Source organism: Streptomyces sp. NBC_01497 (assembly GCF_036250695.1).
Lineage (GTDB): Bacteria > Actinomycetota > Actinomycetes > Streptomycetales > Streptomycetaceae > Streptomyces.
In genome coordinates, this window is sequence record NZ_CP109427.1 from 8,238,156 (window position 1) to 8,258,853 (window position 20,698).

Annotated in this window: 20 protein-coding genes and 1 pseudogene; 9 read left to right on the forward strand and 12 right to left on the reverse strand. The window is 69.9% G+C overall.

Annotated features, from left to right (window positions below; genetic code table 11):
• The first annotated feature begins 193 nt into the window (after window positions 1–193).
• A complete protein-coding gene (locus tag OG310_RS34720) occupies window positions 194–850 on the forward strand; it encodes a hypothetical protein (RefSeq protein WP_329459824.1) in 657 nt (218 codons plus the stop codon).
• 178 nt (window positions 851–1,028) lie between these two features.
• The gene (locus tag OG310_RS34725) at window positions 1,029–1,883 is read left to right on the forward strand and encodes an SAM-dependent methyltransferase (RefSeq protein WP_329459825.1); all 855 of its coding nucleotides are present in this window, start codon (window positions 1,029–1,031) and stop codon (window positions 1,881–1,883) included.
• A 453-nt stretch (window positions 1,884–2,336) separates the two neighbouring features.
• Here OG310_RS34725 and OG310_RS34730 read toward each other — a convergent pair whose 3' ends face one another.
• The 3 genes from OG310_RS34730 to OG310_RS34740 all read right to left on the reverse strand — a co-directional run bounded on the left by OG310_RS34730 (window position 2,337) and on the right by OG310_RS34740 (window position 4,984).
• Complete coding sequence (locus OG310_RS34730) at window positions 2,337–3,050, reverse strand: SDR family oxidoreductase (protein WP_329459826.1); 714 nt, start codon at window positions 3,048–3,050, stop codon at window positions 2,337–2,339.
• A gap of 256 nt (window positions 3,051–3,306) precedes the next feature.
• Window positions 3,307–4,098, reverse strand: a complete 792-nt coding sequence (locus OG310_RS34735; protein ID WP_329459827.1) for an SDR family NAD(P)-dependent oxidoreductase — start codon at window positions 4,096–4,098, stop codon at window positions 3,307–3,309.
• A 310-nt stretch (window positions 4,099–4,408) separates the two neighbouring features.
• Entirely contained in the window at window positions 4,409–4,984 is a 576-nt protein-coding gene (locus tag OG310_RS34740) for a TetR/AcrR family transcriptional regulator (RefSeq protein WP_329459828.1), read from the reverse strand.
• 229 nt (window positions 4,985–5,213) lie between these two features.
• Between OG310_RS34740 and OG310_RS34745 the strand changes: the two genes are divergently transcribed.
• A complete protein-coding gene (locus OG310_RS34745) occupies window positions 5,214–5,828 on the forward strand; it encodes a TetR/AcrR family transcriptional regulator (RefSeq protein WP_329460517.1) in 615 nt (204 codons plus the stop codon).
• 231 nt (window positions 5,829–6,059) lie between these two features.
• A pseudogene (locus OG310_RS34750) lies at window positions 6,060–6,605 on the forward strand (MHYT domain-containing protein); the annotation flags it as partial.
• A 303-nt stretch (window positions 6,606–6,908) separates the two neighbouring features.
• Here OG310_RS34750 and OG310_RS34755 read toward each other — a convergent pair.
• From OG310_RS34755 to OG310_RS34770, 4 genes are all read right to left on the reverse strand, one after another.
• The gene (locus OG310_RS34755; protein ID WP_329459829.1) at window positions 6,909–11,492 is read right to left on the reverse strand and encodes a caspase, EACC1-associated type; all 4,584 of its coding nucleotides are present in this window, start codon (window positions 11,490–11,492) and stop codon (window positions 6,909–6,911) included.
• Window positions 11,492–11,878: an effector-associated constant component EACC1 gene (locus tag OG310_RS34760; RefSeq protein ID WP_329459830.1), complete on the reverse strand. Its 387-nt coding sequence runs from the start codon at window positions 11,876–11,878 to the stop codon at window positions 11,492–11,494. Before OG310_RS34760 ends, OG310_RS34755 begins: the two co-directional genes overlap by 1 nt.
• 212 nt (window positions 11,879–12,090) lie before the next feature.
• Window positions 12,091–12,312: a carbohydrate-binding protein gene (locus OG310_RS34765; protein WP_329459831.1), complete on the reverse strand. Its 222-nt coding sequence runs from the start codon at window positions 12,310–12,312 to the stop codon at window positions 12,091–12,093.
• A gap of 82 nt (window positions 12,313–12,394) precedes the next feature.
• Entirely contained in the window at window positions 12,395–13,324 is a 930-nt protein-coding gene (locus OG310_RS34770; protein WP_329459832.1) for an NADP-dependent oxidoreductase, read from the reverse strand.
• Between the two features lie 75 nt (window positions 13,325–13,399).
• On the opposite strand from OG310_RS34770, the gene OG310_RS34775 reads away from it, so the two are divergent.
• Window positions 13,400–13,780: a winged helix-turn-helix transcriptional regulator gene (locus tag OG310_RS34775; RefSeq protein ID WP_329459833.1), complete on the forward strand. Its 381-nt coding sequence runs from the start codon at window positions 13,400–13,402 to the stop codon at window positions 13,778–13,780.
• 318 nt (window positions 13,781–14,098) lie between these two features.
• Window positions 14,099–14,473 (forward strand): DUF488 domain-containing protein, encoded by a 375-nt coding sequence (locus OG310_RS34780; RefSeq protein WP_329459834.1) that lies wholly within the window; start codon window positions 14,099–14,101, stop codon window positions 14,471–14,473.
• A gap of 39 nt (window positions 14,474–14,512) precedes the next feature.
• On the opposite strand, the gene OG310_RS34785 is transcribed toward OG310_RS34780, so the two are convergent.
• Complete coding sequence (locus tag OG310_RS34785) at window positions 14,513–14,902, reverse strand: winged helix-turn-helix transcriptional regulator (RefSeq protein ID WP_329459835.1); 390 nt, start codon at window positions 14,900–14,902, stop codon at window positions 14,513–14,515.
• A 209-nt stretch (window positions 14,903–15,111) separates the two neighbouring features.
• Here OG310_RS34785 and OG310_RS34790 point away from each other — a divergent pair, with 209 nt between their 5' ends.
• Genes OG310_RS34790 through OG310_RS34800 form a run of 3 tightly spaced genes read left to right on the forward strand, consistent with a single transcriptional unit; the run spans window position 15,112 to window position 16,875 of the window.
• Complete coding sequence (locus tag OG310_RS34790) at window positions 15,112–15,507, forward strand: alcohol dehydrogenase catalytic domain-containing protein (protein ID WP_329459836.1); 396 nt, start codon at window positions 15,112–15,114, stop codon at window positions 15,505–15,507.
• Window positions 15,504–16,073, forward strand: a complete 570-nt coding sequence (locus OG310_RS34795; protein ID WP_329459837.1) for a zinc-binding dehydrogenase — start codon at window positions 15,504–15,506, stop codon at window positions 16,071–16,073. Before OG310_RS34790 ends, OG310_RS34795 begins: the two co-directional genes overlap by 4 nt.
• Window positions 16,074–16,110: 37 nt before the next feature.
• A complete protein-coding gene (locus OG310_RS34800; protein ID WP_329459838.1) occupies window positions 16,111–16,875 on the forward strand; it encodes an SDR family oxidoreductase in 765 nt (254 codons plus the stop codon).
• A 20-nt stretch (window positions 16,876–16,895) separates the two neighbouring features.
• Here OG310_RS34800 and OG310_RS34805 read toward each other — a convergent pair whose 3' ends face one another.
• From OG310_RS34805 to OG310_RS34820, 4 genes are all read right to left on the reverse strand, one after another.
• On the reverse strand, window positions 16,896–18,035 hold the full coding sequence (locus OG310_RS34805) for a PP2C family protein-serine/threonine phosphatase (RefSeq protein ID WP_329459839.1): 1,140 nt from the start codon (window positions 18,033–18,035) through the stop codon (window positions 16,896–16,898).
• A gap of 215 nt (window positions 18,036–18,250) precedes the next feature.
• On the reverse strand, window positions 18,251–18,490 hold the full coding sequence (locus OG310_RS34810; protein WP_329459840.1) for a non-oxidative hydroxyarylic acid decarboxylases subunit D: 240 nt from the start codon (window positions 18,488–18,490) through the stop codon (window positions 18,251–18,253).
• Between the two features lie 62 nt (window positions 18,491–18,552).
• Window positions 18,553–19,977 (reverse strand): non-oxidative hydroxyarylic acid decarboxylases subunit C, encoded by a 1,425-nt coding sequence (locus OG310_RS34815; RefSeq protein ID WP_329459841.1) that lies wholly within the window; start codon window positions 19,975–19,977, stop codon window positions 18,553–18,555.
• A 51-nt stretch (window positions 19,978–20,028) separates the two neighbouring features.
• On the reverse strand, window positions 20,029–20,619 hold the full coding sequence (locus tag OG310_RS34820; RefSeq protein ID WP_329459842.1) for a non-oxidative hydroxyarylic acid decarboxylases subunit B: 591 nt from the start codon (window positions 20,617–20,619) through the stop codon (window positions 20,029–20,031).
• Window positions 20,620–20,698 lie beyond the last annotated feature (79 nt).

Here is a 20,698-nt window from a genome sequence, read left to right on the forward strand (position 1 = left end):
CCTTGCTGCGCGTCCTGTGGCTCGGTCCTCCGAAGCCGTGCAGTGGCCGTGGGACCGGACACCGTCCGGTGGACTGGTTCCGCACACGTGATCGCCCCGGGCATGTGCCCGTGGTGTGACCGTGAAGCCCCACCGGGTGGTGGGCCCGCCGGTTGAAGGGCGCGGGCCTCCCCGCCCGCGATACGGTCCTGACATGTCAGGACCAGCGGAACCCGCACCATCGCCCTCTCCCGTCACCGCGGACGACGTCGGCCTTGCCGTGCTGCTCTCGGTGGCCGTCCTTCGGGAGGCACCCCCGGCGGCGTGGGACCGCAAGGCCGGTTCGTTGGAGTGGGACTGCTGGGAGACCGCCGAGCACCTGGCCGACGACCTGTTCTTCTACGCCGTCCAACTGGGCCCGCAGCGGCCGCCGCTGGACACCCATGTCCCCTTCGCCCTGAGCCGGAAGAGGCCGGGCGGACCGGCCAACTTCACTTTCGCGGACCGTGAGGCGGGCCCGGCCGGCCTGCTGCAGGTACTGGAGGCGAGTGGCGCACTGCTGGTGGCCATGGTGCGAACGACCCCGCACCGGGTCCGCAGTCACCATGCCTGGGGAGTGTCGGATCCCGAGGGCTTCGCGGCGATGGGTGTGGTCGAGACACTCGTGCACACGCACGACCTGGCGGAGGGGCTCGGGCTCACCTGGTCCCCGCCCGCAGAGTTGTGCTCGCGCGTACTCGCCCGGCTGTTCCGGGAAGCCCCGGAGAGCGCGGATCACTGGCTCACCCTGTTGTGGGCCACGGGGCGCGCCGAACTGCCCGGGCACGCACGGCTGTCCACATGGCGCTGGGACGGCACACCACGGTCGTGAGCCGGACCTTCGGGGTTCCCCGGTGCGTCCATGGTGTGCGCGGGGGCACCGCACACGGGTACGGGCAGCTCAGCACTCTGTCGCGAGTCCGGGGGAGACCCCGCCCCGGCGCAAGGACTAGGTTGGGACGGGAGCAGGTAACGGCCCCGGTTCGCAGGGGTGTTGTGGGAGGGTACGTATGGATACGTCGTGGATGGACCGTCAGCCCGCGCAGCCGGCGGTCGAATTGGAAACGGGCAAGGCACATCCGGCGCGGTTGTACGACTACTTCCTGGGTGGCAAGACGAACTACCCTGCCGACCGGGCCGCCGCGGAGGCGATGCTCACCGGGGGGCTGCCGACTGCCCGTCGTGACGCACGTGCGTCCAGGGACTTCATGATCCGGGCCGCGACCTACATGGTCGACCAGGGCGTACGCCAGTTCCTCGACATCGGGACCGGCATCCCCACTTCTCCCAACCTGCACGAAGTCGCGCAGTCGCGGTCGCCCGAGTCCAGGGTCGTCTACACGGACAACGACCCCATCGTCCTGGCGCACTCCCGGGCCCTGCACACCAGCAGCCCCGAAGGGCGCGCCGTCTATCTGCCCGCCGACGCGGAGGACCCGGACACGATCCTGGGGTCCGAGGCTCTGCGTGACACGCTCGACCTGAGCCGGCCGGTCGGCCTCACGCTGCTCCTCCTTCTGCACTGGCTCCCCGCGGATGCCGGAAGCCGGCTTGTGCGGCGACTGATGAACGAACTCGCGCCCGGCAGTCACCTGGTCGTCTCCTACCTGGCGCGGGACCTCTTCGACAACGAGGGCGACGCCGCCGCCCTGGAGGGCACTTTCGCCAACGGCAGCACCAACAAGCTGCAGGGCGCCACCAGGCCCGAGGTCGAGGCACTGTTCGACGGACTGGAGATGGTGGAGCCCGGCCTCGTCCCGACGAACCAGTGGCGCCCGACCCTGGTGCCGGTCCAGGTCGGTGATCCGGCGCTGGCGGCGAAGGGCGTAGTCCCGGCGTGGAGCGGGATCGGCGTCAAGCGGTGACCTGGCGTACGGGGGATCGCGCCCCCGCCCCCGCCCGACTGCCCGTGGGTGCGGGCCGGGCCGGCGAGCGCTGAGTACGTGAGGGCAGGCCCCGAGGGCGCCTGACACAGCGGGCCGGGCCGTGGCCACGCACGGATCGGGCGGTGGACCGTGCCGATCGCCGCGTCCGCCTCCCGCGCTCGAAGGCTCTGCCGCCTCCGCACTCCGCCTTTCCCGGACGTGACCAGCTACCTTGGCGTCGCCCGGTGCGTACGGGGCGGACAGTGGCCGGCTCGGCTCTCACGTGGGCTCCGTACGGAATGCCACCGCACCGCGCGTGCCACGGACGCGCGGTGCAGAGCGTGGCGGGCCGGATGTCCGACGCCGGGCGCGCCGATGCTGTGGCGCGCGCCCGCCTCATGGACCGCGGGCGCGGATCACGGGGCGCACCCGGGCCGGTACTTCGCGGGAGTGCTACCGCTGTGCGGGAAGCCCCACGTACACGTCTTCCGGTGCGCCGGAGAGTCCTGCCTTGGCGTTCCTGCTCTTGTCGTCCCCGATCACTTCCAGGGCGCGGGCCTCGATGCCGTCTAGCGCCAGTGCCGCGACCTTCACCGGGTCGGCCTTGTCCGACGCGTCGACGTAGGAGGCCATGTCGGTGTCCATGTAACCGACGTGCAGCGCCGTCACGTCGGTGTGCTGCGCGGCGAGCTCCTGCCGGACGACGTTCGTCATCGCCCAGGCGGCGGCCTTCGCGGCACTGTAGGCGCCGTAGTTGGGGAAGTGGACCCAGGAGAGGACCGACAGCACGTTGAGGATGGCGCCGCCGCCGTTGCGGGCGAGGGCGGGGGCGAAGGCACGCACCATGCCGAGCGTTCCGTAGTAGTGCGTCTCCATTTCGAGCCGGACGTCCGCCATCTCGCCACTGAGGAAGTTGGTGTGGGTGCTGATGCCCGCGTTGTTCACCAGGAGGGTCGTGTCCGACGCGATGGCCGCGGCTTCGGCGATGGAGGCGGGATCGGTGATGTCGAGCCGGAGGGGGACCACTCCCGGCAGATCCACGGTGCTCGTGTCGCGTGCCGTCGCGTAGACCTTCGCCGCCCCGCGGGACAACAGCTGTTCGGTGAGGTGGCGACCGAAGCCACGGTTCGCACCGGTGACCAGCGCGACAGAGTTCTCGATGTGCATGATGTCTCCTTGACGAAAAGGATGGTGGGACGGCCGGGGTGGGTCTGCCGTCTCTTACGGACCCTGGCGCCGTCGTCCGCAGGGGGCGCTCAGGACAGCCGTGGATGGAATGCGGAGCCGGGCGCGGGCGCCGGAGCGCGTGGTGTGCCCCGCTGGCTCGGGCAGCAGCGGCCTCACGGCGAGCGGCGGCCGACGTCCCCGGGCCGGGGAGCACATGGTGGTTCCCGGCCCGGGGCGGGGCCGGACCCGCCGAGCCTCAGCCGCGGTAGCGGTTGGCGGGAGTGGAGCGGGAGAGGTTGGGGACGAGGGTCTGCCGGGCCTTCTCGAACGCCTCCCAGTCGCTGATGTCGGGCAGGGAGGGGATGGTGACGGGTTCCCCGGCGTCGAGGCCGGCGAGCGCGGCGTCGACGACGTCCTCCGCGGTCATGACCCACTCGTCCGGGAACGCCGAGAGCTCGATGCCCGAGCCCTCCCAGAACTCGGTGCGTACGGCGCCGGGCAGTACCGCCTGCACGGTGACCGGGCTCTCGGCGAGCTCCTGCTGGAGGGCCTGGGTGAGGGTGAGGACGTAGCTCTTGGTGCCGCTGTAGACAGCGCTGACCGGCAGGATGTTGAGGGCGAGCGCGGACGAGACATTCACGATCGTGCCCCGGCCACGGGCCGTCAGCCCGGGCAGCACCGCGGCCGTGAGGCGGGTCAGCGACGTCACATTGAGGGCGATCAGGGCGCCGAACGCGGACGGGGCCAGGCCGTTCAGGGGAGCGAAACCAGATCCGCCCGCATTGTTGATCAGCGCTTCGATGCTCTCGTCGGTGCGCAGCCGGTCTTCCACGGCGCTCAGTTGGGCTTCGTCGGTCAGATCGGCGGCGAGGACCTCCACCTTCCGGCCGGTGCGGGAGGCGATCGCGGTGGCGAGGGTCTCCAGCCGGGACGCGTTACGGGCGACGAGGACCAGGTCGTAGCCGCGGTCTGCCAGGCGCTGCGCGTATGCGGCCCCCAGACCGGCCGAGGCGCCGGTGATGACGGCGGACTTGCGAGGTGTGCTCATGGTGGGTCTCTCTTCCTTGACATGCGGGTGACCAGGGGCGGTTACCGGCATCCGGCCTTCTTGGACGAAGAGCCGGTCGCGGGATTTAGATTACACACTCTATCTAAGAGGTTCCACTCGGTGGAACCTCCGGCCGGACGCGGTCGCGACGGTGGCAATGCCGGCGCGGGCGGCGCACGTCCTTGAGTGGTGGGGGTCGTCGTCGTCTCCGGCGGCGCGGTGCGGTGCGATCGTTTCTAGAACGATTAGTGCAATATTGGCTCATGCCTGACCCCTGCTCGACGCGGGGGCGGGCTCGGTCGAGCGGGGTTCAGTCGAGCAGGTTCAGGGTGGCCCGGAGGTCGGCCATCAGGGGATCGAGGCCCGTGCCGGCCCGGACGCGCACGCGAAGGCCCAGCCAGACGTTGAACAGCGCCGCGGTCAGGACTTCCGGGTCACCCGCGCCGGAGATGCTGCCGTCGGTGCCCCCGCGGATGATCTGGTCGAGCAGGAGCCGGCGAGTGCGTCCGAAGTGGCTGTCCACGATGGTGAAGGCCTCCGGATCCCCGGGTGCCACCTCGGTCGCGGTGTTCACGGCCAGGCAGCCTCGCCTGAGCACCATGCCTGTGGTGATCGACGTTTCGAGCAGGCGTTGGACCGCCTGGCGCCCGTCGGGCGCCAGCTCGGCGCTCTCCGCCGCCATGGCTTCCTGCTCTGCCACGTACTGGGTGAGCGCCCGGACGAAGAGCTTGTGCTTGTCGCCGAACGTGTCGTACAGGCTGCGGCGTCCCACGCTCATGCGCTCGACGAGATCCTGCAGGGACGTCTGCTCGTAGCCGCGTTCCCAGAACAGGTCCATGGCGCGGCGCAGGACGCTGTCCGGGTCGAACTCCTTGGTGCGGGCCATGGGGACTCCCTTCCGTGTCGTGCTCAGTCAGCGTACCTATTGAGAACGGTTAGTGCAAAAAGAAGCCGACCGTGGTCGCCCGGTGACAGGGGTGGAGCGGTCGTCCCCGCCTCGGAGCCCTGTCTCGAAGCCTTGGGCCGGTGCCTTGGGTGGCGCTCGCTCCGGGCGGCGATGAGTCGACGTATCATAGATAGTCGGACTAATCTAAACCGCAAGGTGGTGGGTGGCCATGAGTCGCGTTTCGCAGGCGCAGGCACAGGAGAACCGTGCGCGGACCGTCGCGGCCGCTTCGCACCTCCTGCGCGAGCGGGGGGTCGACGCCCTCAGCATCGCTGATCTGATGAAGTCCGTCGGCATGACCACCGGTGGCTTCTACAAACAGTTCGCTTCCAAGGAAGCTCTTGTCTCGGAGGCGACGGACCACGCCTTCGGGGATCTCGCGACGCTTCTGACGGGCTTCGACGAGCAGCACGACGATCGGGCGGGCGCGCGAGAAGCGGTGATCGACTTCTACCTGTCCACCGAGCACCGCGACCACCCCGGCGTCGGCTGCCCGGCCGCAGGCCTGGCCGGCGACATGGCCCGGGAGGCGGGCAGGGGAGAGGCCCACGTCCCCTATACGAACGGCCTGGAACAGTTCGCGCAGTGGCTCTCGGGGTCCGATCGGGCCGAAGGGGATGAGCAGGGCGGGCGCGCCGAGTCCGACGGCCTCGCCACCATGGCGACTCTGGTGGGCGCGGTCCTGCTGGCCCGGGCCGCGGTGGGGACCGATCTGTCGGAAGCGATCCTGAAGGCGGCGCGCCAGGCGCTGGACCCGGAGAAGGGTACTGCCTCGGCAAGGTAGTCACGTCGGCGTCGCGCCAGGGCCTCCGCCACGGCGGCCTCGCGTGAGAACGGTGGTACGCCACGTCGGCCTCGCGCCGGAATCGCCATACGCCACGTCGGCCTCGCGCCAGAACCGCCGTACGTCGCCTCGGCACTGCGCCACAGGGGCCGTGCGCCCCGGCGGCCTCGTACCACGACGGCTTCCCCCCACGACGCCTGCGGCGTGGCCGGCGAGGGCGGGGCGGCGGCGGGAGCCACGCGCACGAACCTGCTGGCAGCCGGCGTCATCACCGGCCTGGGTGTCGCGGCCATGCACTACCTGGGCATGGCGGGCATCCGTTTCCAGGGCCATCTCCTCTACAGCGTGCCGATCGTGGTGCTGTCCGTGGTCATCGCGCTCGTCGCGGCGACAGCGGCCCTGTGGGCGGCCGTGTCCGTCCGGGGTTTCCTCGCCAGCCTCGGGGCGAGCCTGGTCATGGGGATCGCTGTGACCGGCATGCACTACACGGGTATGGCTGCCATCCACGTCCCCGTGCAGGACCGTTCGGCAGCGGCCCTCGGTCCTTCTCCCAGGTCGCTGCTGTTCCCGATGCTGATCGGGCCCGTGGTGTTCCTCCTCATCGCGGGAGTGGTCGTCATGTTCGATCCCCTGCTCATCCTGGGCGAGGGCGAATGGTCGCAGTCCACCACCACCGTGCCGGAACAGGGTCACACCGCGGTGCGGAGCCAGGAACCGGACACCGGCTTCGGCAACGCTTTCGGGGTCCAGAACTCCCGCAGATGGAACGACGAGTGACCAGCACGCCGGGTACCCGGTCGCGATCCCACGCGCCGGGCAGGCCCCGTGCGCGGCCCGCCCGGCCGTGCTTCGGGACGCGGATCTTCTCCAGCACCGCCTCGCGTTCCGCGCGGTCGGCCAACCGGCCCAGGGCGGCCCGATCGGGGAGAGCGGGGCGGCCATGTCCCTCCGTACTCTGATGGAGTTCGGTGGTGAACCGCTGTGCGAGGGTTCCCGCCGACGGCGTGCCCGGCGAGCCCTCTCAGGGGCGCGGTCCCGGAGACGAGGGGCGCGGGCCGGTCCGGATCTCTCCCTCTCCTGTCATTCGCCGCACGGATCCTGGTAGGCGTGGATCTTGCCCACCAGTTGTGCCCACCGAGTCCGGCTGAGGGGACGCGGGTGGAGAGCGCAGAGGTGCCGGTAGGCGTCCGCGGGCTGGTAGTCGGTGAGCTCGATGCCCTCGTCGCCATTGGGCAACCGGCTCGTCGTCATGGCGAGGGTGTGGCCGTCGGGGCTGAACTCGCCCGGCTTCGCGGCCGGATCAGGCAGCGGGCCCCTGTCCGATGGGCTGTTGGGGTCACTGATGTCCCACAGATGAGCCTGCCCGATGAAGCCGGGCTCGCCGGCCAGCACGCGGGCGTCCGGGCTGAGGGTGAGGCTCGACAGCTCGCTGTCGCCGGTGACCACTGCGGTGCGCTCCGGGTGCGTGGCAGTCTCGCCGACGTCCCACATCGTGATGGCGGAGTCGTTGGCGGTGGCCACGGTCAGCGTGTGTTCCCCGATGAAGGCCGCGCTCTGCACCTTTGCCGGGATCCGGCTGGAGGGTTCTGCTTTCGTGTGGGGGAGATGCTTCAGGTCGAACAGGTACAGCGCCCCTTCGAAGCCGTACATCGCGAGCAACTGCGTCCTGTTGTTGTAGGCGAGGCCACTGAGGTCCTGTGGTTGTCCGAAGGTGTTGAGGCGCCGGGGCTTGCCCGTGCCGCCGATCTTCCACAGGCTTGCACCGTCGTCGTCCCAGACCAGGAGCCTCTCGTCGTTCAGCAGGTGCAGGAGGACCTGCGAGCCCCTCCGTGTGCTCTTCACCGGGATCGCGCCGACGGCCTTCGGACGTTTCGGATCGGCGATGTCGAAGACCGAGATCGTCGACTGCCCCGCGATGCCCACGGCAATGACGCCGGCGTCATTGGAGACGGTGGGAGTGCCGGTCACCCGGAACTGGGACAGGTGCGCGGGGTGTCGGGGGTCGTCCATGTTCCACAGGGAGATGGTGTGGGCGCTGGTGTCCTGTGCCATCAGTGTGCGCCCCCCGCCGATGAACGCTGCTCTCGTCCACTGCCGCGGGAGAGTCGCGGCTACCTTCGGGTGCCGGTGGTCCGCGAGGTTCCACACCTGGGCGCGCTGGTGATCGACGTCGCCCGCGATGACGGCGAGCAGGCTGCCGTCGTCGCTGAACCCGGTGCCCGGTACGTCCGTGCCTCCCGGGTTGAGGTACCCGGGCAGGAGGGGGCTCGGTGTACTCCACAGGCCCAGCGAGCCGTTCTCACCCCCACTGAGGAAGGTGGCACCGTCGGCGCTGTAGGCGACCGCGTAGACGGGCTGGGCGGTGGGGAAGCTGCTGAAGACGTCAATCTGCTGGTCGTCGGCACCACCGGATGCCTCCCACTGTTCGACCGTCCCGGTCCCGTCGGCGGCGAGGAACGTCCTGCCGTCCGGCTTGAAGGAGATCGACAGAATGTCGCCGGCACCGCTCTCCGTGAACTCGTCCACGTTCCTGGCGGTGGGCCGGTTGATCTTCGTGGTGTCCCACACCGCCATGGATCCGAGCGATCCGCCCGCGGCCAGCAGGGTCCCCTGCGGGTTGAAGGCCAGACTCCAGGTGGAGTCGGTCTTCAGGGTCGCCGTCGGGTCCTTCGCGGCTCTGCCCTGCTCGTCGATGCTCCACAGGGTGACTCCGGCTGTGCCGCCCCGGCCGGGGGCGGTTGCCGCGGTGGCGACAGCGAGCGTCCTGCCATCGGGCGCGAAAGCGACGGCGTGTACGTCAGCGGTGCCAACGGTCAGGTCGGGGAGCGCCGTCGGCTGGTCGCCGTGCGTGTCCCACAGGTGGACGACCCCGTGGGCGTCGGTCACGGCCAGCTCCGAACCGTCCGGGCTGTAGGCGATGTCCTGCGGAACCAGCGCGGGGCTCTCCCGGTGCGCTGTGGACACGGGCTCGGCGGGATGGGTCACGTCCCAGAAGGTCAGGGTGCGCTTCGTCTGCACGGCCAGCGTGTGTCCGCCCGGCTGGTAGGCGATCGCCGCGAGCCCGTCGGTGTGGATGACCTTGCCGGCGGCCGGTTGCTGGAGATCTGAGATGTCCCACAGCTTCACCGTCTTGTCCTTGGACGATGCCGCGACGGTGCGGCCGTCACCGCTGTACGCCACGTTGAACACCCTGCCCGTGGCGCCGGTCAGCGGGGCGGGGGCGCTCGTCACGCTCGAGTGCAGCACGCTGGCGCCGGCCTCGGCGGTGTGGGAGATGGTGTAGGCGGCCAGACTCAACGAGAGGGCTGTCGCAGGATCGCCGTCGCGCAGGGAGTCCGCGAGCAGGCCCAGCTGCCTGGAATCGATGGTGTCCCGACGGGTTTGCGCCAGTTCGCTTTTCCGCACGGCGATGCCCCCGCTGACGAGGGCGGCCACGAGCGCGCCGACACCGGCAACGGCCAAGGAGCGGCGCAGCCGGTGAACGAGGACGCTCCGTTTGAAGAAACGCTCCTCGGTCGGGGTGAGAACGGCTCGACTGTCGCGGTCCGTGAACCGCTCCCGTGCCGCAGCCAGGCGCGCACCGCCGAGCAGGGCCCCACTGTCGTGCTTCTTCTTCCACTCACGTGCCGCGTCGGTGAGCTGACGGTGGATCCGCAGTGCGTCCCGGTCCTGGTCGATCCACCCGCGCAAGGTCGGCCACCAACGCAGAAGGGCCTCGTGGGCGATCTGGGCCGTGTGACCGTCGACGGTGATCAGCCGGGCATCGGCCAGCGCCTGGAGGGCCCTCGAAACGCGGGCGGCCTCCTCCTCGGACCGCCCCTCGGTGAGCTCGTTCAGGTCGGCTCGCCGACGGGCGTCCTCGAAGTCCTCACTGACGTTCACCATACGCAGGAGCAGTTTGCGTGCCGCGTCGCGAGCGTCGGCGTCGAGTTTTTCGTAGACGAGGTCGGCCTGCCGGGTGATGGCATTCCACACCCCGCCGCCGTCCTCGTAGCGCTGGATGAGCAGGTCCCTCCCCTCGCTGTGTGCCCACGTCTGCTCAAGGGCGTACGAGAGCAGGGGGAGGAAGCCGTGCTCGGTGGGGTCCTGACGGCCCGCGCCGATACGAAGGTCACGCAGCACGACCCGGCTGAGACCCTCCTCCATGCGGTGGCCGCTCAGCGCCGCCGGGCGTTCGATGGTGTCGCGCAGCTCGTCGGGTGTCATCGGCGTCACCGGCACCTGGTGGTCCCGGAACGTCGGGGCCAGGTCCGGATAGGCCAGGCACTGACCGTAGAAGTCCGCGCGGACGGCGATCAGGACCAGTGCCGCCGCGGGCAGCGTCCCGTCCGGTTCACCGGCCGTGCGGAGCGCGGTGATGAAGGCGCGGCGCTCCGCCTCGTCGGCGCACTGGGTGAACAGCTCCTCGAACTGGTCGACCAGGAGCAGCAGTCGCCCCTCGGCCTCGTCGCCTCTGCCGAGTGCCTGTCTGATCACGGCCGAAAGCTGCTCCGGGTGCTTGCGCAGTCGCTCGGCGATCACCTCCTGCGAGGTTCCGGCGCCCCGGGCGAACCGTCCGGCCAAAGTGGCCAGGGGGTGCGGCCCGGGAGCCATCGACAGGTGCGGCCAGGCACTCGCGTCGGTGCCCCCCAGCTCTCCCCGCCTGATCGCCGGCAGGAGACCGGCCTGCAGCAGCGAGGACTTGCCCGATCCGGACGCTCCGACGACCGCTATGGGCGCACCTTCGTCGGACCACTCCGCGATCTTGTCCAGGACGTCGCCGACCAGCCGGTCGCGGCCGAAGTAGTAAGCGGAGTCGTCCGCGGTGAACGAGCGCAGACCGAGGTAGGGGCACGGCAGCCTGGCCCCTGTCTCCTGGGTCCCGGATCCGGACATCTTGTGCGACGGCCGGGTCGCGACAGCGGCGGTATTGGGTGCGAGAACCAGGTCGTCCCCGCCGCCGCTGAGGTGACGCTGCGGCGCGGGCAGACCCCGAGGCGGCAGAGTGCGCCGCAGATGCCGGTACGCGGCCTCGACCGTCAGGTCCGGCAGCCCTGCGGCGCTGCCCTCCCGTAGGAAGTCCAGCAACTCGCCCGTGAAGGCCGTGTACGGCGCCCCGGCGGGAGCCAGGGCCTGCTCGTCCGCCGCCGCCGAGGCCAGGACGTATGTCCCGCCGAGCGAGGCGAGTTCGAACGCGTGGGTGGCCGCGGTGCCGAACGGGCCCTTGGCGCGCCCCGCGAAACAGCAGTCGAGTACCACGACGACCGAGCGCGCCCGGCACTCGCTCAGGGCCTCGCGCACGGCCTTGTACGGCAGGGCCTTGTACATCAGACCGGCTACGGGATCGTCGGTCGCCTGCGTGGCGAGGTACAACTCGTTGCCGGAGCTGACCAGTCCGTGCCCCACGTAGTACAGCAGCAGCACGTCGGTCGCCTCGGAGGCGACCTCGCTCAGCGCTGTGCCCACGGCGTCAGGGCCCCTCGGGTCGGTCAGGGAGCGGAGGTGGTCGGGGCGAAGACCGCAGCGTTCCACCAGAATCCGGCCCAGCTCCCGCACCGTCGCGTCCACTGCCGGTACGTCGGGAAGCGCCGATCCCGGTACGTGGTGACCCGACCCCACGATCAGCGCCCGGGACCCCCGCGAAGCCAGTGCGGTCGGCCGGTGCGGCAGTGCGGACAGCGCCATCAGACCTCCGTCTCTTCTTCGGTGGCGGGACCAAGAAGCTCCAGGAGGCGCTCGACTGCCTGCTGCACCTCCTCCGGTGTCTGCGGCCGGTCCACGTCCGAACTGACCTCCACCGTCGCACCGTCCGACCTGATGACCTTGATGTCCATCCGCCCCGTCCGGTGCCTCAACCAGGTCACGGCGGCCGTTGCGAACACCGTGACGGCACCGCCGTTGCCCAGGGCGACCGTCAGGGCGTCCAGACCGGAGCCGAGAGTCCCTTCCGCCGGTGCGACGGTGACGAGGTGCACCCGGCCACGCAGGGAATCGTCGGACACCAGCCACTCCCGCAGGGACCGCAACGCGTCCCCGGACTGTTCCCCCATCACTTCCACCCGTATGTCCACACGGACACTGTCGCATCAACGGGTCAGGCAACAACAGCAGTTGACAGTCTCCGCACAGGAAGACCGGATACTTCCGATGCACAGCGGGCCATCGACCGCTCAGCGAGCAGGAGGGCGCCGACATGCTGACGCCCACACGCCGACCCCGCTTCGGGTGGCGCGTGGACGGTCACGGCAAGGGTCGATGTCGCCTGCCGGGCCGGGGGAGTCGGTCAGCCCTTCGCGGTCGGCCGGGTGAGCGCGAATGAGTCGATGTTGGCGATGCCCTGGCCGCCCACCGCAACGAGGTACACGTCGTGGACACCCTTGGTGAAGGCGATCGGCGTCGACTGGCCGGTATAGGTGTCGAACCCGTCGGTGTTCAGGACGGTGGCCGTCCCGAGGAGTGGTCCGGTGCGACTGTCGACGCGGATCTCGAAATGCCCACCGCTCATCACCTCTTGCCGGGTGGCAACAGGCCGGTCGGTACCAGCCGTTCAGCAGGGGGCCTCGCCCACACGAGGCCCCCTGCCGGGATCAGACGGTGAGGACGAGCTTGCCCTGGAGATGACCGCCTTCGAGCAGCCGGTGCGCGTCGGCGACGCGCTCGAAGGGGAACGTCTCCTGCACGTGGACCTGGAGCCTGCCCTGTTCGACGAGTTCGACGAGACCCCGCAGGGCGACCGGATCGGGGTCGACCGCGATGCCGCTGAAGCGCATGCCGGCCGCCGCGTATGCGGCGGCGAGTTCCGCATCCTCCTCGGCGACCGCCGTCACCAGGTGACCCCCTGGGCGGAGCACTTCGAGTGACCGCTCGACGGTGTCGCCGCCGATCGTGTCGAGCACGACGTCGATGTCGCGGACCGCCTCGGTGAAGTCGACCGCCGTGTAGTCGATCACCTCGTCGGCGCCGAGCCCCTCGACGAACTTCCGCTTGCTCGCGCCTGCGGTCGTGATCACGTACGCGCCGAGCGCTTTCGCGATCTGGATCGCGACATGGCCGACCCCGCCGCCACCACCGTGCACCAGGACGCGGTCTCCCTCCCTCACGGCGCCGAGATCGACGAGGCCCTGCCACGCCGTCAGCCCGACGATCGGCAGCGCCGACGCCTCGACATGCGAGAGCGACGCCGGCTTGCGTGCCAGGTGCAACGCCGGCGCCGACACGACCTCGGCGTACGCGCTCGCCGCCCGCGGGAAGAGCGGCATCCCGAACACCTCGTCGCCGGGCCTGAACCGCCAGGTCTGCGGCGCCTCCTCGACCACGCCGCTGATGTCCCAGCCCAGGATGAACGGCGGCCGGCCGATCAGCGGGAACTCACCGGCACGCAGGCGCGCCTCCAGGGGGTTCAGCCCTATCGCCTTGACGCGGACGAGTACCTCGGTCGGGAGGGGCCGGGGCTCGGGCGCGTCCACGACGGTGAGCACCTCGGGACCGCCGAGCGTCTGCTGGGTGATGACTCGCATGACTCTCCTGGCTTTGAAGGGGGGAGAGAATCCAGGCTATGTATCCGACAGGAACCTCCAGGTACCTTTGACGCCATGAGCGGTTTCGGTCACGGTGACTCCTTTCTCGCCGACTGTCCGGCGCGTCTGGCGGTCGAGTTGATCGCCGACAAGTGGACGGCGGTCGTGCTCTACGGCCTCAGCAGGGGACCGGTGCGCCACGGCGAGCTGGTCGAGCTGATCGGCGGCATCTCCCGCAAGATGCTCACCCAGACGCTCCGACGGCTGGAGGCGCACGGACTCATCCGGCGGCACGCCTACGCCGAGGCGCCGCCCCGCGTCGAGTACGAGCTCACCCCGCTCGGGGCGACGCTGATCGATCCGATCCACATGCTGACGGAGTGGGCGAGGGCGAACGGCGACGCGGTGCTGGAAGCACTCGACACCGATGCCGAGCCGGCGGCCCACAGCGATTGAGGCCCGGGGAACTGGGATGACGTCTTCGGTGGCCGATTGCGCGGGCAGGCAGCGGTGCCGGCGCACTCACGGACGGTGTTCGCGAAGCGGACGGGCGAGGCCCGCGAGGTCCCGTCGGTCACCGTCTTCACAGCGGGATGGAACGTTGCGGATGGAACACCGCGGCCGGCCCTTCGTACGGGCCGGATCGACCTGACACACGTCGCTCGATGAGCCCCGGTGCCGGGCCGCCGATAGAGTCGTACCTGATGCCCGGCCTCGTCTCGGGGTCTGCAGCGGGGGCGCCGGGCAGCCCGATCGGGAAGGGTGACGGCGGCCATGGCCGGACGTTTCAACTGCCAGAGGATCTATGAGGACTCCACGTCGCAGGAGGGCAAGCGCGTGCTCGTGGACCGCCTGTGGCCGCGTGGAATGAGCAAGGAGCGGGCACACCTGGACGAGTGGCTCCGGGATGTGGCGCCGTCGACCGACCTGCGCCACTGGTACCAGCACGACCGGGATCGCTTCCCCGGCTTCCGTGACCGCTACATCGCCGAACTCGAAGACGCGGACCACCGCTCCGCGGTGGAGCACCTGCGCGACCTGGCCGACCACGACAAGGTCACTCTGCTCACCGCCACAAAGGACATCGATCACAGCGAGGCCGCGGTGCTCGCCCAATGGCTGGACACCGCCGGCACCTCGCGTTCTTAGCGTGGCGGCCGCGCTACACGAGGCCGGCGGTCCGGGGCGTCACTCCTGTCCGGCGTCGAACGTCGTCCGTGAGTCGAGGATGCCGACCGCGTGCTCCTCCGCCCACCGGGCCAACGCCTGAACCGTTTCCAGCAGAGTGAGTCCGCGGGCGGTGAGGGCGTAGTCGACGCGCGGGGGCTTGGTGTCGCGCACGGTCCGCGTCACGAGCCCGTCGCGCTCCAGCCTGCGCAGTGTCGCGCTGAGCATGCGCTGGGTGATGGGGCCGCTGAGGCGGCGCAGCTCGTTGAACCCGCGTGTGGTGTCGGCCAGTCTGCAGATCACCACGACGGACCACTTGTCGCCGATGCGCTCCAGCACGTCGCGGATGAGGTCACGGCTCTGTTCGCACACTGCGGGATCCGTGTCGCCGCGTTCCCTGACCGAGTCCATGGCGAAAGTATACGAGCGGAACCAGGTACGGCCCCCGCCATCGGGTACGGGCCGGATCGCCTCGCGTGATCTCGGTCCGGGGTGTTCTCTCAGGGATACCTGAGCACTTCGAAGTGCCTTCTTGCCGCATGGTTCCCCGTTCCGGAGACTCGATGTCAGGTACGGAATGCGTACCTGGTATTCATCGGGTACTCACTGAGGAGCTGTGCGTGCGAGCTGTGGGGTTGTACGAGTTCGGAGAGCCGGACGTATTGCGGGTGGTGGATCTGCCGAATCCGAAGGCCGGGCCGGGGGAGGTCCGCGTGCGCGTTCACGCGGCCGCGGTCAGTCCGGCGGACACACTGCTGCGAGCCGGTGTGCTCGCGGAGCGGTTCCGCGAGGTTCCGGGGCCGTACGTTCCCGGAATGGACATCGCGGGCGTGGTCGACGAGATCGGCCCGGAGACCAGGACCGACCTGCGCGTGGGCGAATCGGTCATGGCGATGGTCATGCCGCTGGGGATCGCCGCCGTCGGCGGCTACGCCGAGTACCGGGTGCTGCCGGCCGGCTGGGTCGTCCGCGCCCCGAGGGCCCCGACCACGCGCACGCTGCCACCCTGCCCATGAACGGGCTCACCGCGCTGTGGACCATCGACCTGCTGGGGCTGCCCGGCGGATCGGTGCTGGCCGTGGCCGGGGCGGCGGGGACACTCGGCAGCTACCTGGTGCAACTGGCCGAACAGGCGGGACTCACCGTGATCGCCGATGCCGCACCCGCTGATGAGGACCTGGTCCGCGGTTTCGGCGCGGACAAGATCGTGGCCAGGGGATCCGGCATCACCGAACGGCTGCGCGCCCTGTATCCCCACGGCGTGGACGCGCTTGCCGATGCCGCCCTCATCGGCCCCGCCCTGTTCGGAGCCGTCCGCGATGGCGGCACATTCGTCCGCTTCCGAAGTGCCGGGGAACCGGGCGGTTACGAGTCCGACGCGACCGGCAGGATCGCCGTGCGGACGACTTTCGTCCCCGATTACGCCGGGCGCACGGACAAACTTCACCAGATCCGGGAACTCGCCGAGGCGGGCGTCCTGATCCCGCGGGTCGCGCAGACCTATTCCGCCGACGAGGCCGCTGCAGCACACCGGCGGCTCGCCGCGGGCGGCGTACGCGGCCGGCTCGTCATCACCTTCTGAATCCCCCGACTACCAGCACAACCAGGAGTGGTCAGCAATGTCAGCTCGCTTCACGGACAAGGTGGTCCTCATCACCGGCGCCACCTCCGGCATGGGCCGTGCCGCCGCCGAGCGGATCGCCGCGGAGGGGGCGAAGGTCGTCCTCGCGGCACGCGGCGAGGAGGCCGGGGAGGCACTGGCCTCGGAACTGCGTTCCCGCGGTGCCGACGCCCTCTTCGTACGCACCGACGTGACTGCGGAGGCCGACGTCGCGGCGTTGGTCCAGCAGGTGGCCGATCGGCACGGGCGCCTCGACGGGGCCTTCAACAACGTCGGCGCGGCCACCGCGATCGGTCCGCTGACCGACATCGACAGCAAGGCCTGGGACGCGGACCTGGCGCTCAACCTCGGCAGTGTGTTCTTCAGCCTGAAGCACCAGATTCCCCTGCTGCGGGCGTCAGGCGGCGGTGCGATCGTGAACAACGCCTCCAACCTAGCCGTCACCGGAGCGGCCGGGATGGCCTCCTACAGCGCCGCCAAGCACGGGGTCGTCGGACTCACACGGTCGGCCGCCCTCGACACGGCGGCGGCGGGTGTCCGTATCAACGCGCTCGTCACCGGCGGCGTCGACACCCCTCTGCTCCGAGGCAACATGGGCATGCCGCCGGAGGAGGCCGTCCGGGTTGCGGGCGCGCATCACCCGCTCGGGCGGATCGCGCAGCCGAGCGAGATCGCGGCGTTCGTGGCCTTCCTCCTCAGTGACGAGGCGACGTTCATCACCGGAGCCGCACTCGCCATCGACGGGGGCCTGACCGCAGCCTGAGGGACGAGCGGTGCGGGTGCTCATGACGGTGAAGGCATCGTCGTGGCGGACCTGGCCGGGGCCGGGGCCAGTGTGATGGCCAGGACAGCCACGTCGTCCGCGAGTCGGCCCTCGGTGTGGGCACTCACCTCGTGGAGCAGGCGCTGGAGCAGTTCCTCCGGTTCGGCCGCAGGGAACGTGGCGGCACGCTCGGCCAGCGGATAGAAGCTGCCCTGGGGCGAGCGCGCTTCGATCACGCCATCGGTGTAGAGCAGGAGGGTGTCGCCGTCCGTGAAGGCGAATGTCTCGCTGTGCAGCCCGGAGGGTCCCAGATTGCCGAGACCGAGCGGCGGCGCGGGGGAGCCGGCGTGCAGGACGGTGACCTGGCCGTCGCGCAGGAGCAGGGGCGGGGGGTGCCCGCAGTTGATCATCGTGCCGTGTCCGCACCCGTCGGGCAGGTCCAGGACGAGGGCGGTGACGAAGTGCTCGCCGGGATCCTGTTCGGTGTCGGCGGCGTCCTCGATGTCGGCGCCGACACTGTCCTCCATGGCCTGCACCATCTCGGAGAGGGTCTCGCAGTGGCGGGCGCTCTCCCGGAAGGCGCCGAGGACCACGGACGCCTCACCGATGGCGGCCAGCCCCTTCCCCCGGACGTCGCCGATGATGACCCGGCTGCAGGACCGGCCCGTGTGCACGACGGCGAAGAGATCGCCGCCCATCTGGGCGTCGGTGTCGGCTGTGCGATACCGCCAGGCCACCCGCAGCGGTCCCACCCGTTGCGGCGGTGGTCGCAAAAGAACGCGCTGTGCGGTCTCGGCCACCACCCGTACCCGGCTCAGTTGACGGCTGTGCCGCTCCCGCAGGTAGCAGAAGAAGACCACCAGGGCCGACAGCACCACCAGCGCGATGAACTGCCAGACGTGATTGGGAGTGCCCAGCCCCCCGTTGAGTTCGGCCAGCAGAGCCTGTGCGCCCGCCGCGACAGTCCCGATCATGGCCGTCTGCCACGGTCCGGCGAACGATGCGGTCAGGGCCGGCGCGATCACGAGCATCGGGCCGAGATGGACATTGTTCGGCGACACCAGACCTGCCGTGGTGATCACGACGATCAGCGCCAGGGGGACAGCCAGCAGTCGTCCTGAGGCACGGCTCGGGAAGTCATCCAGCCACCGGATATCCATGAGTCCATTGTCGGAGCCATTCGTACGAAAAGCACTGTATGTGACTGTGTGGCGTGCCTGGCCTGTCGTACGGCCGACGTCTCTGGACTGCCCGGGCACGCCCGGCCGCCGTCAGGCGGGCCCGGCGGGGCCGGACACCGTCACGCGGGCCGGCCTCACCGATCCCGGGGGCTCGTGTTCTGCGGGTGAACGTGGTGGTGTGCGCCGCGACCCCGTCAGCCCCGCTTGATCACTGCTGGGCGGGCGGGTACCTCGATCGCCGCGTCGATGTCCGCCCGGGTCATCCTGAAACTGTCGGGATAGGCGTCCCGGGTGGTGCGCCTGTCCGGCTCGCTCGTGCGCCAGCAGTACAGGCACTGCTGGCACTGGAGTACGTGCCAGACGCCCGGCACCGGCGAACTGAACAGTGTCTCGATGTCGCTGTACGCGCACCGCGGGCAGATGGTCGCGGTCATGGGGGGCCTTCCAGTGGGTCGGATCGGGCAGTGCGTTGAGCGGTGGGATCCGTCGGGGCAGGTCAGCGGCGGGCGGCGAGGTGGCGCAGCCGGGCGAGCCACTCGTCGGTTTCCGGCAGGTCACGGACGGGATTGCCGGCGTGGCCGCCGCTCTGCGCGCCGACCGGTGTGGTGGCGTCGATGATGAGCTTGTCGACGATGCCCGGTGTCGTTGCCTGCGGGGCCAACTGCATGACGGACATGTTCGGAACGTGGACCAGGTCGTCGGCCGGGTTCATCTTCGTGGACAGCGCCCACATCACCTGGGGCAGGTTGAAGGGGTCCACGTCCTCGTCGACGACGATGACCGTGGCGGCGTAGCCGAGGCCGTGCGGTGTGGTGAGCACCCGCATCCCGACGGCCTTGGCGAAGCCGCCGTAGCGCTTCGCGGTGGAGACGATGACCACCAGGCCGTGCGTGTACATCGCGTTCACGGCCTGGACCTCCGGGAAGTCCTTCTTCAGCTGCTCGTACAGGGGTGCACAGGTGTTCGCGGCCATCAGGTAGTCGATCTCGGTCCAGGGCATGCCGAGATGGAGGTGCTCGAAGACCGGGTGGGTGCGATGCGAGATCCGGTCGATGCGTACGACCGGCAGGGCCCGTCCGCCGGAGTAGTGGCCGGTGAACTCCCCGAACGGCCCCTCGATCTCCCGCTTGTGACTTTCGATCACACCTTCCAGGACGACCTCGGAGCCCCACGGGACCGGCAGCCCGCTCAGCGGCGCCCTGGCGATCGGAGCGGGCGCGCCGCGCAGGGCGCCGGCCAGCTCGTACTCGTTCTCCTCGTACTTCATGGGAGTCGACGCGACAATCGAGATCACCGGGTCGTTGCCGAGCGTGATGGCGACCGGCAGGTCCTCACCGGCCTCCTCGGCCCTGCGCAGATGCTGGGCCAGATCGTGTACCGGAACCGGCTGGATGGCGAGTTTCCGCTTCCCCTTCACCTCGATGCGGTAGATGCCGACGTTCTGCTTCCCGTTGTTCTCCGCGTCCTCGGGGTCCCGGGAGACAACGGCGGCCTTGTCGATGTAGAACCCGCCGTCCCCGTCGTTCAGGCGGATCAGCGGGAGCACGGAGAAGATGTCGACGTCGTCGCCCTCAAGCGTGTTCTCGGCCCAGGGCGGATTCTCGCGCCACTCCGGCATGATCGGGAACTCGGCCCAGCGGCGTACGAACTCGTCCACCTGCTCCTTGATGCCCGTCTCCTTGGGCAGGTCGAGGGCGAGCGCGTGGTTGGCCCACGAGCCGTGCACGTTCATGGCGATGCGAGCGTCGGTGAAGCCCTGGACGTTGTCGAAGTACAGGGCGGGCGCGGCGTCGCCGAGGCGCGTCGCCGCGCCCGCCGCCGCGGCGATGTCCGGCTCCGGCATCACCTGGTCGGTGATCCGCAGCAACTGGCCCTGGTCGTCGAGGGCCTTCAGGAAACCGCGGAGGTCGTCGAATGGCATGAAAACTCCTTCTTCGGCCCGGGGGAGGAACGGTCGCCCCGGGGTCGGACATCACAGGGCGTGCTTGGTCTCCCGGGCGGCCCGCATGCCGTGCCACCTCTTGGCGGCGGGTGCGGGGAGGTCCAACTGATCGAGGACGCGGGCCACGACGTGGTCGACGATGTCGTCGACGGACGCCGGGTGGTTGTAGAAGGCGGGCATCGGCGGGACGATGCGCACACCCATACGGGAGAGCGCGAGCATGTTCTCAAGATGGATCTCGCTCAGCGGCGTCTCGCGCGGCACCAGGATCAGCCGTCGCCGCTCCTTGAGGACCACGTCGGCGGCACGGCCCACGAGCCCGTCGGCGTATCCGGCGCGTATGCCCGCGAGTGTTTTCATCGAGCACGGCACGACGACCATGCCGTCGGTCGTGAAGGAGCCGGAGGAGAGGGGAGCGGCCTGGTCCTCCGCGGCGTACACCTCGTCGGCGAGCGCGCCGACGGACCGTACGGACAGACCCGTCTCGAACTCGACGGTCGTGCGCGCCCACCGCGAGAGCACGAGATGGGTCTCCACGTCCGGCAGCCGTCTCAGGTTCTCCAGCAGGCGGACACCGAACACGGCACCCGTCGCGCCGGTCATGCCCACGATCAGTCGCACAGTGTTCTGCTCCTCGGGTCTTGGCGGAGGCGGGCAGCAGGGACATTTCCAGTCAGTGCGCTCTCCTTGAGACGTGCGG

What these genes read in the sequence shown, in the direction of transcription:
- OG310_RS34730 (WP_329459826.1), bottom strand. Translation starts at nt 3,050, where the DNA reads ATGCACATCGAGAACTCTGTCGCGCTGGTCACCGGTGCGAACCGTGGC.
- OG310_RS34805 (WP_329459839.1), bottom strand. Translation starts at nt 18,035, where the DNA reads ATGGATATCCGGTGGCTGGATGACTTCCCGAGCCGTGCCTCAGGACGA.
- OG310_RS34795 (WP_329459837.1), top strand. Translation starts at nt 15,504, where the DNA reads ATGAACGGGCTCACCGCGCTGTGGACCATCGACCTGCTGGGGCTGCCC.
- OG310_RS34785 (WP_329459835.1), bottom strand. Translation starts at nt 14,902, where the DNA reads ATGGACTCGGTCAGGGAACGCGGCGACACGGATCCCGCAGTGTGCGAA.
- OG310_RS34815 (WP_329459841.1), bottom strand. Translation starts at nt 19,977, where the DNA reads ATGCCATTCGACGACCTCCGCGGTTTCCTGAAGGCCCTCGACGACCAG.
- OG310_RS34780 (WP_329459834.1), top strand. Translation starts at nt 14,099, where the DNA reads ATGGCCGGACGTTTCAACTGCCAGAGGATCTATGAGGACTCCACGTCG.
- OG310_RS34735 (WP_329459827.1), bottom strand. Translation starts at nt 4,098, where the DNA reads ATGAGCACACCTCGCAAGTCCGCCGTCATCACCGGCGCCTCGGCCGGT.
- OG310_RS34755 (WP_329459829.1), bottom strand. Translation starts at nt 11,492, where the DNA reads ATGGCGCTGTCCGCACTGCCGCACCGGCCGACCGCACTGGCTTCGCGG.
- OG310_RS34720 (WP_329459824.1), top strand. Translation starts at nt 194, where the DNA reads ATGTCAGGACCAGCGGAACCCGCACCATCGCCCTCTCCCGTCACCGCG.
- OG310_RS34770 (WP_329459832.1), bottom strand. Translation starts at nt 13,324, where the DNA reads ATGCGAGTCATCACCCAGCAGACGCTCGGCGGTCCCGAGGTGCTCACC.
- OG310_RS34775 (WP_329459833.1), top strand. Translation starts at nt 13,400, where the DNA reads ATGAGCGGTTTCGGTCACGGTGACTCCTTTCTCGCCGACTGTCCGGCG.
- OG310_RS34810 (WP_329459840.1), bottom strand. Translation starts at nt 18,490, where the DNA reads ATGACCGCGACCATCTGCCCGCGGTGCGCGTACAGCGACATCGAGACA.
- OG310_RS34725 (WP_329459825.1), top strand. Translation starts at nt 1,029, where the DNA reads ATGGATACGTCGTGGATGGACCGTCAGCCCGCGCAGCCGGCGGTCGAA.
- OG310_RS34745 (WP_329460517.1), top strand. Translation starts at nt 5,214, where the DNA reads ATGAGTCGCGTTTCGCAGGCGCAGGCACAGGAGAACCGTGCGCGGACC.
- OG310_RS34740 (WP_329459828.1), bottom strand. Translation starts at nt 4,984, where the DNA reads ATGGCCCGCACCAAGGAGTTCGACCCGGACAGCGTCCTGCGCCGCGCC.
- OG310_RS34800 (WP_329459838.1), top strand. Translation starts at nt 16,111, where the DNA reads ATGTCAGCTCGCTTCACGGACAAGGTGGTCCTCATCACCGGCGCCACC.
- OG310_RS34765 (WP_329459831.1), bottom strand. Translation starts at nt 12,312, where the DNA reads ATGAGCGGTGGGCATTTCGAGATCCGCGTCGACAGTCGCACCGGACCA.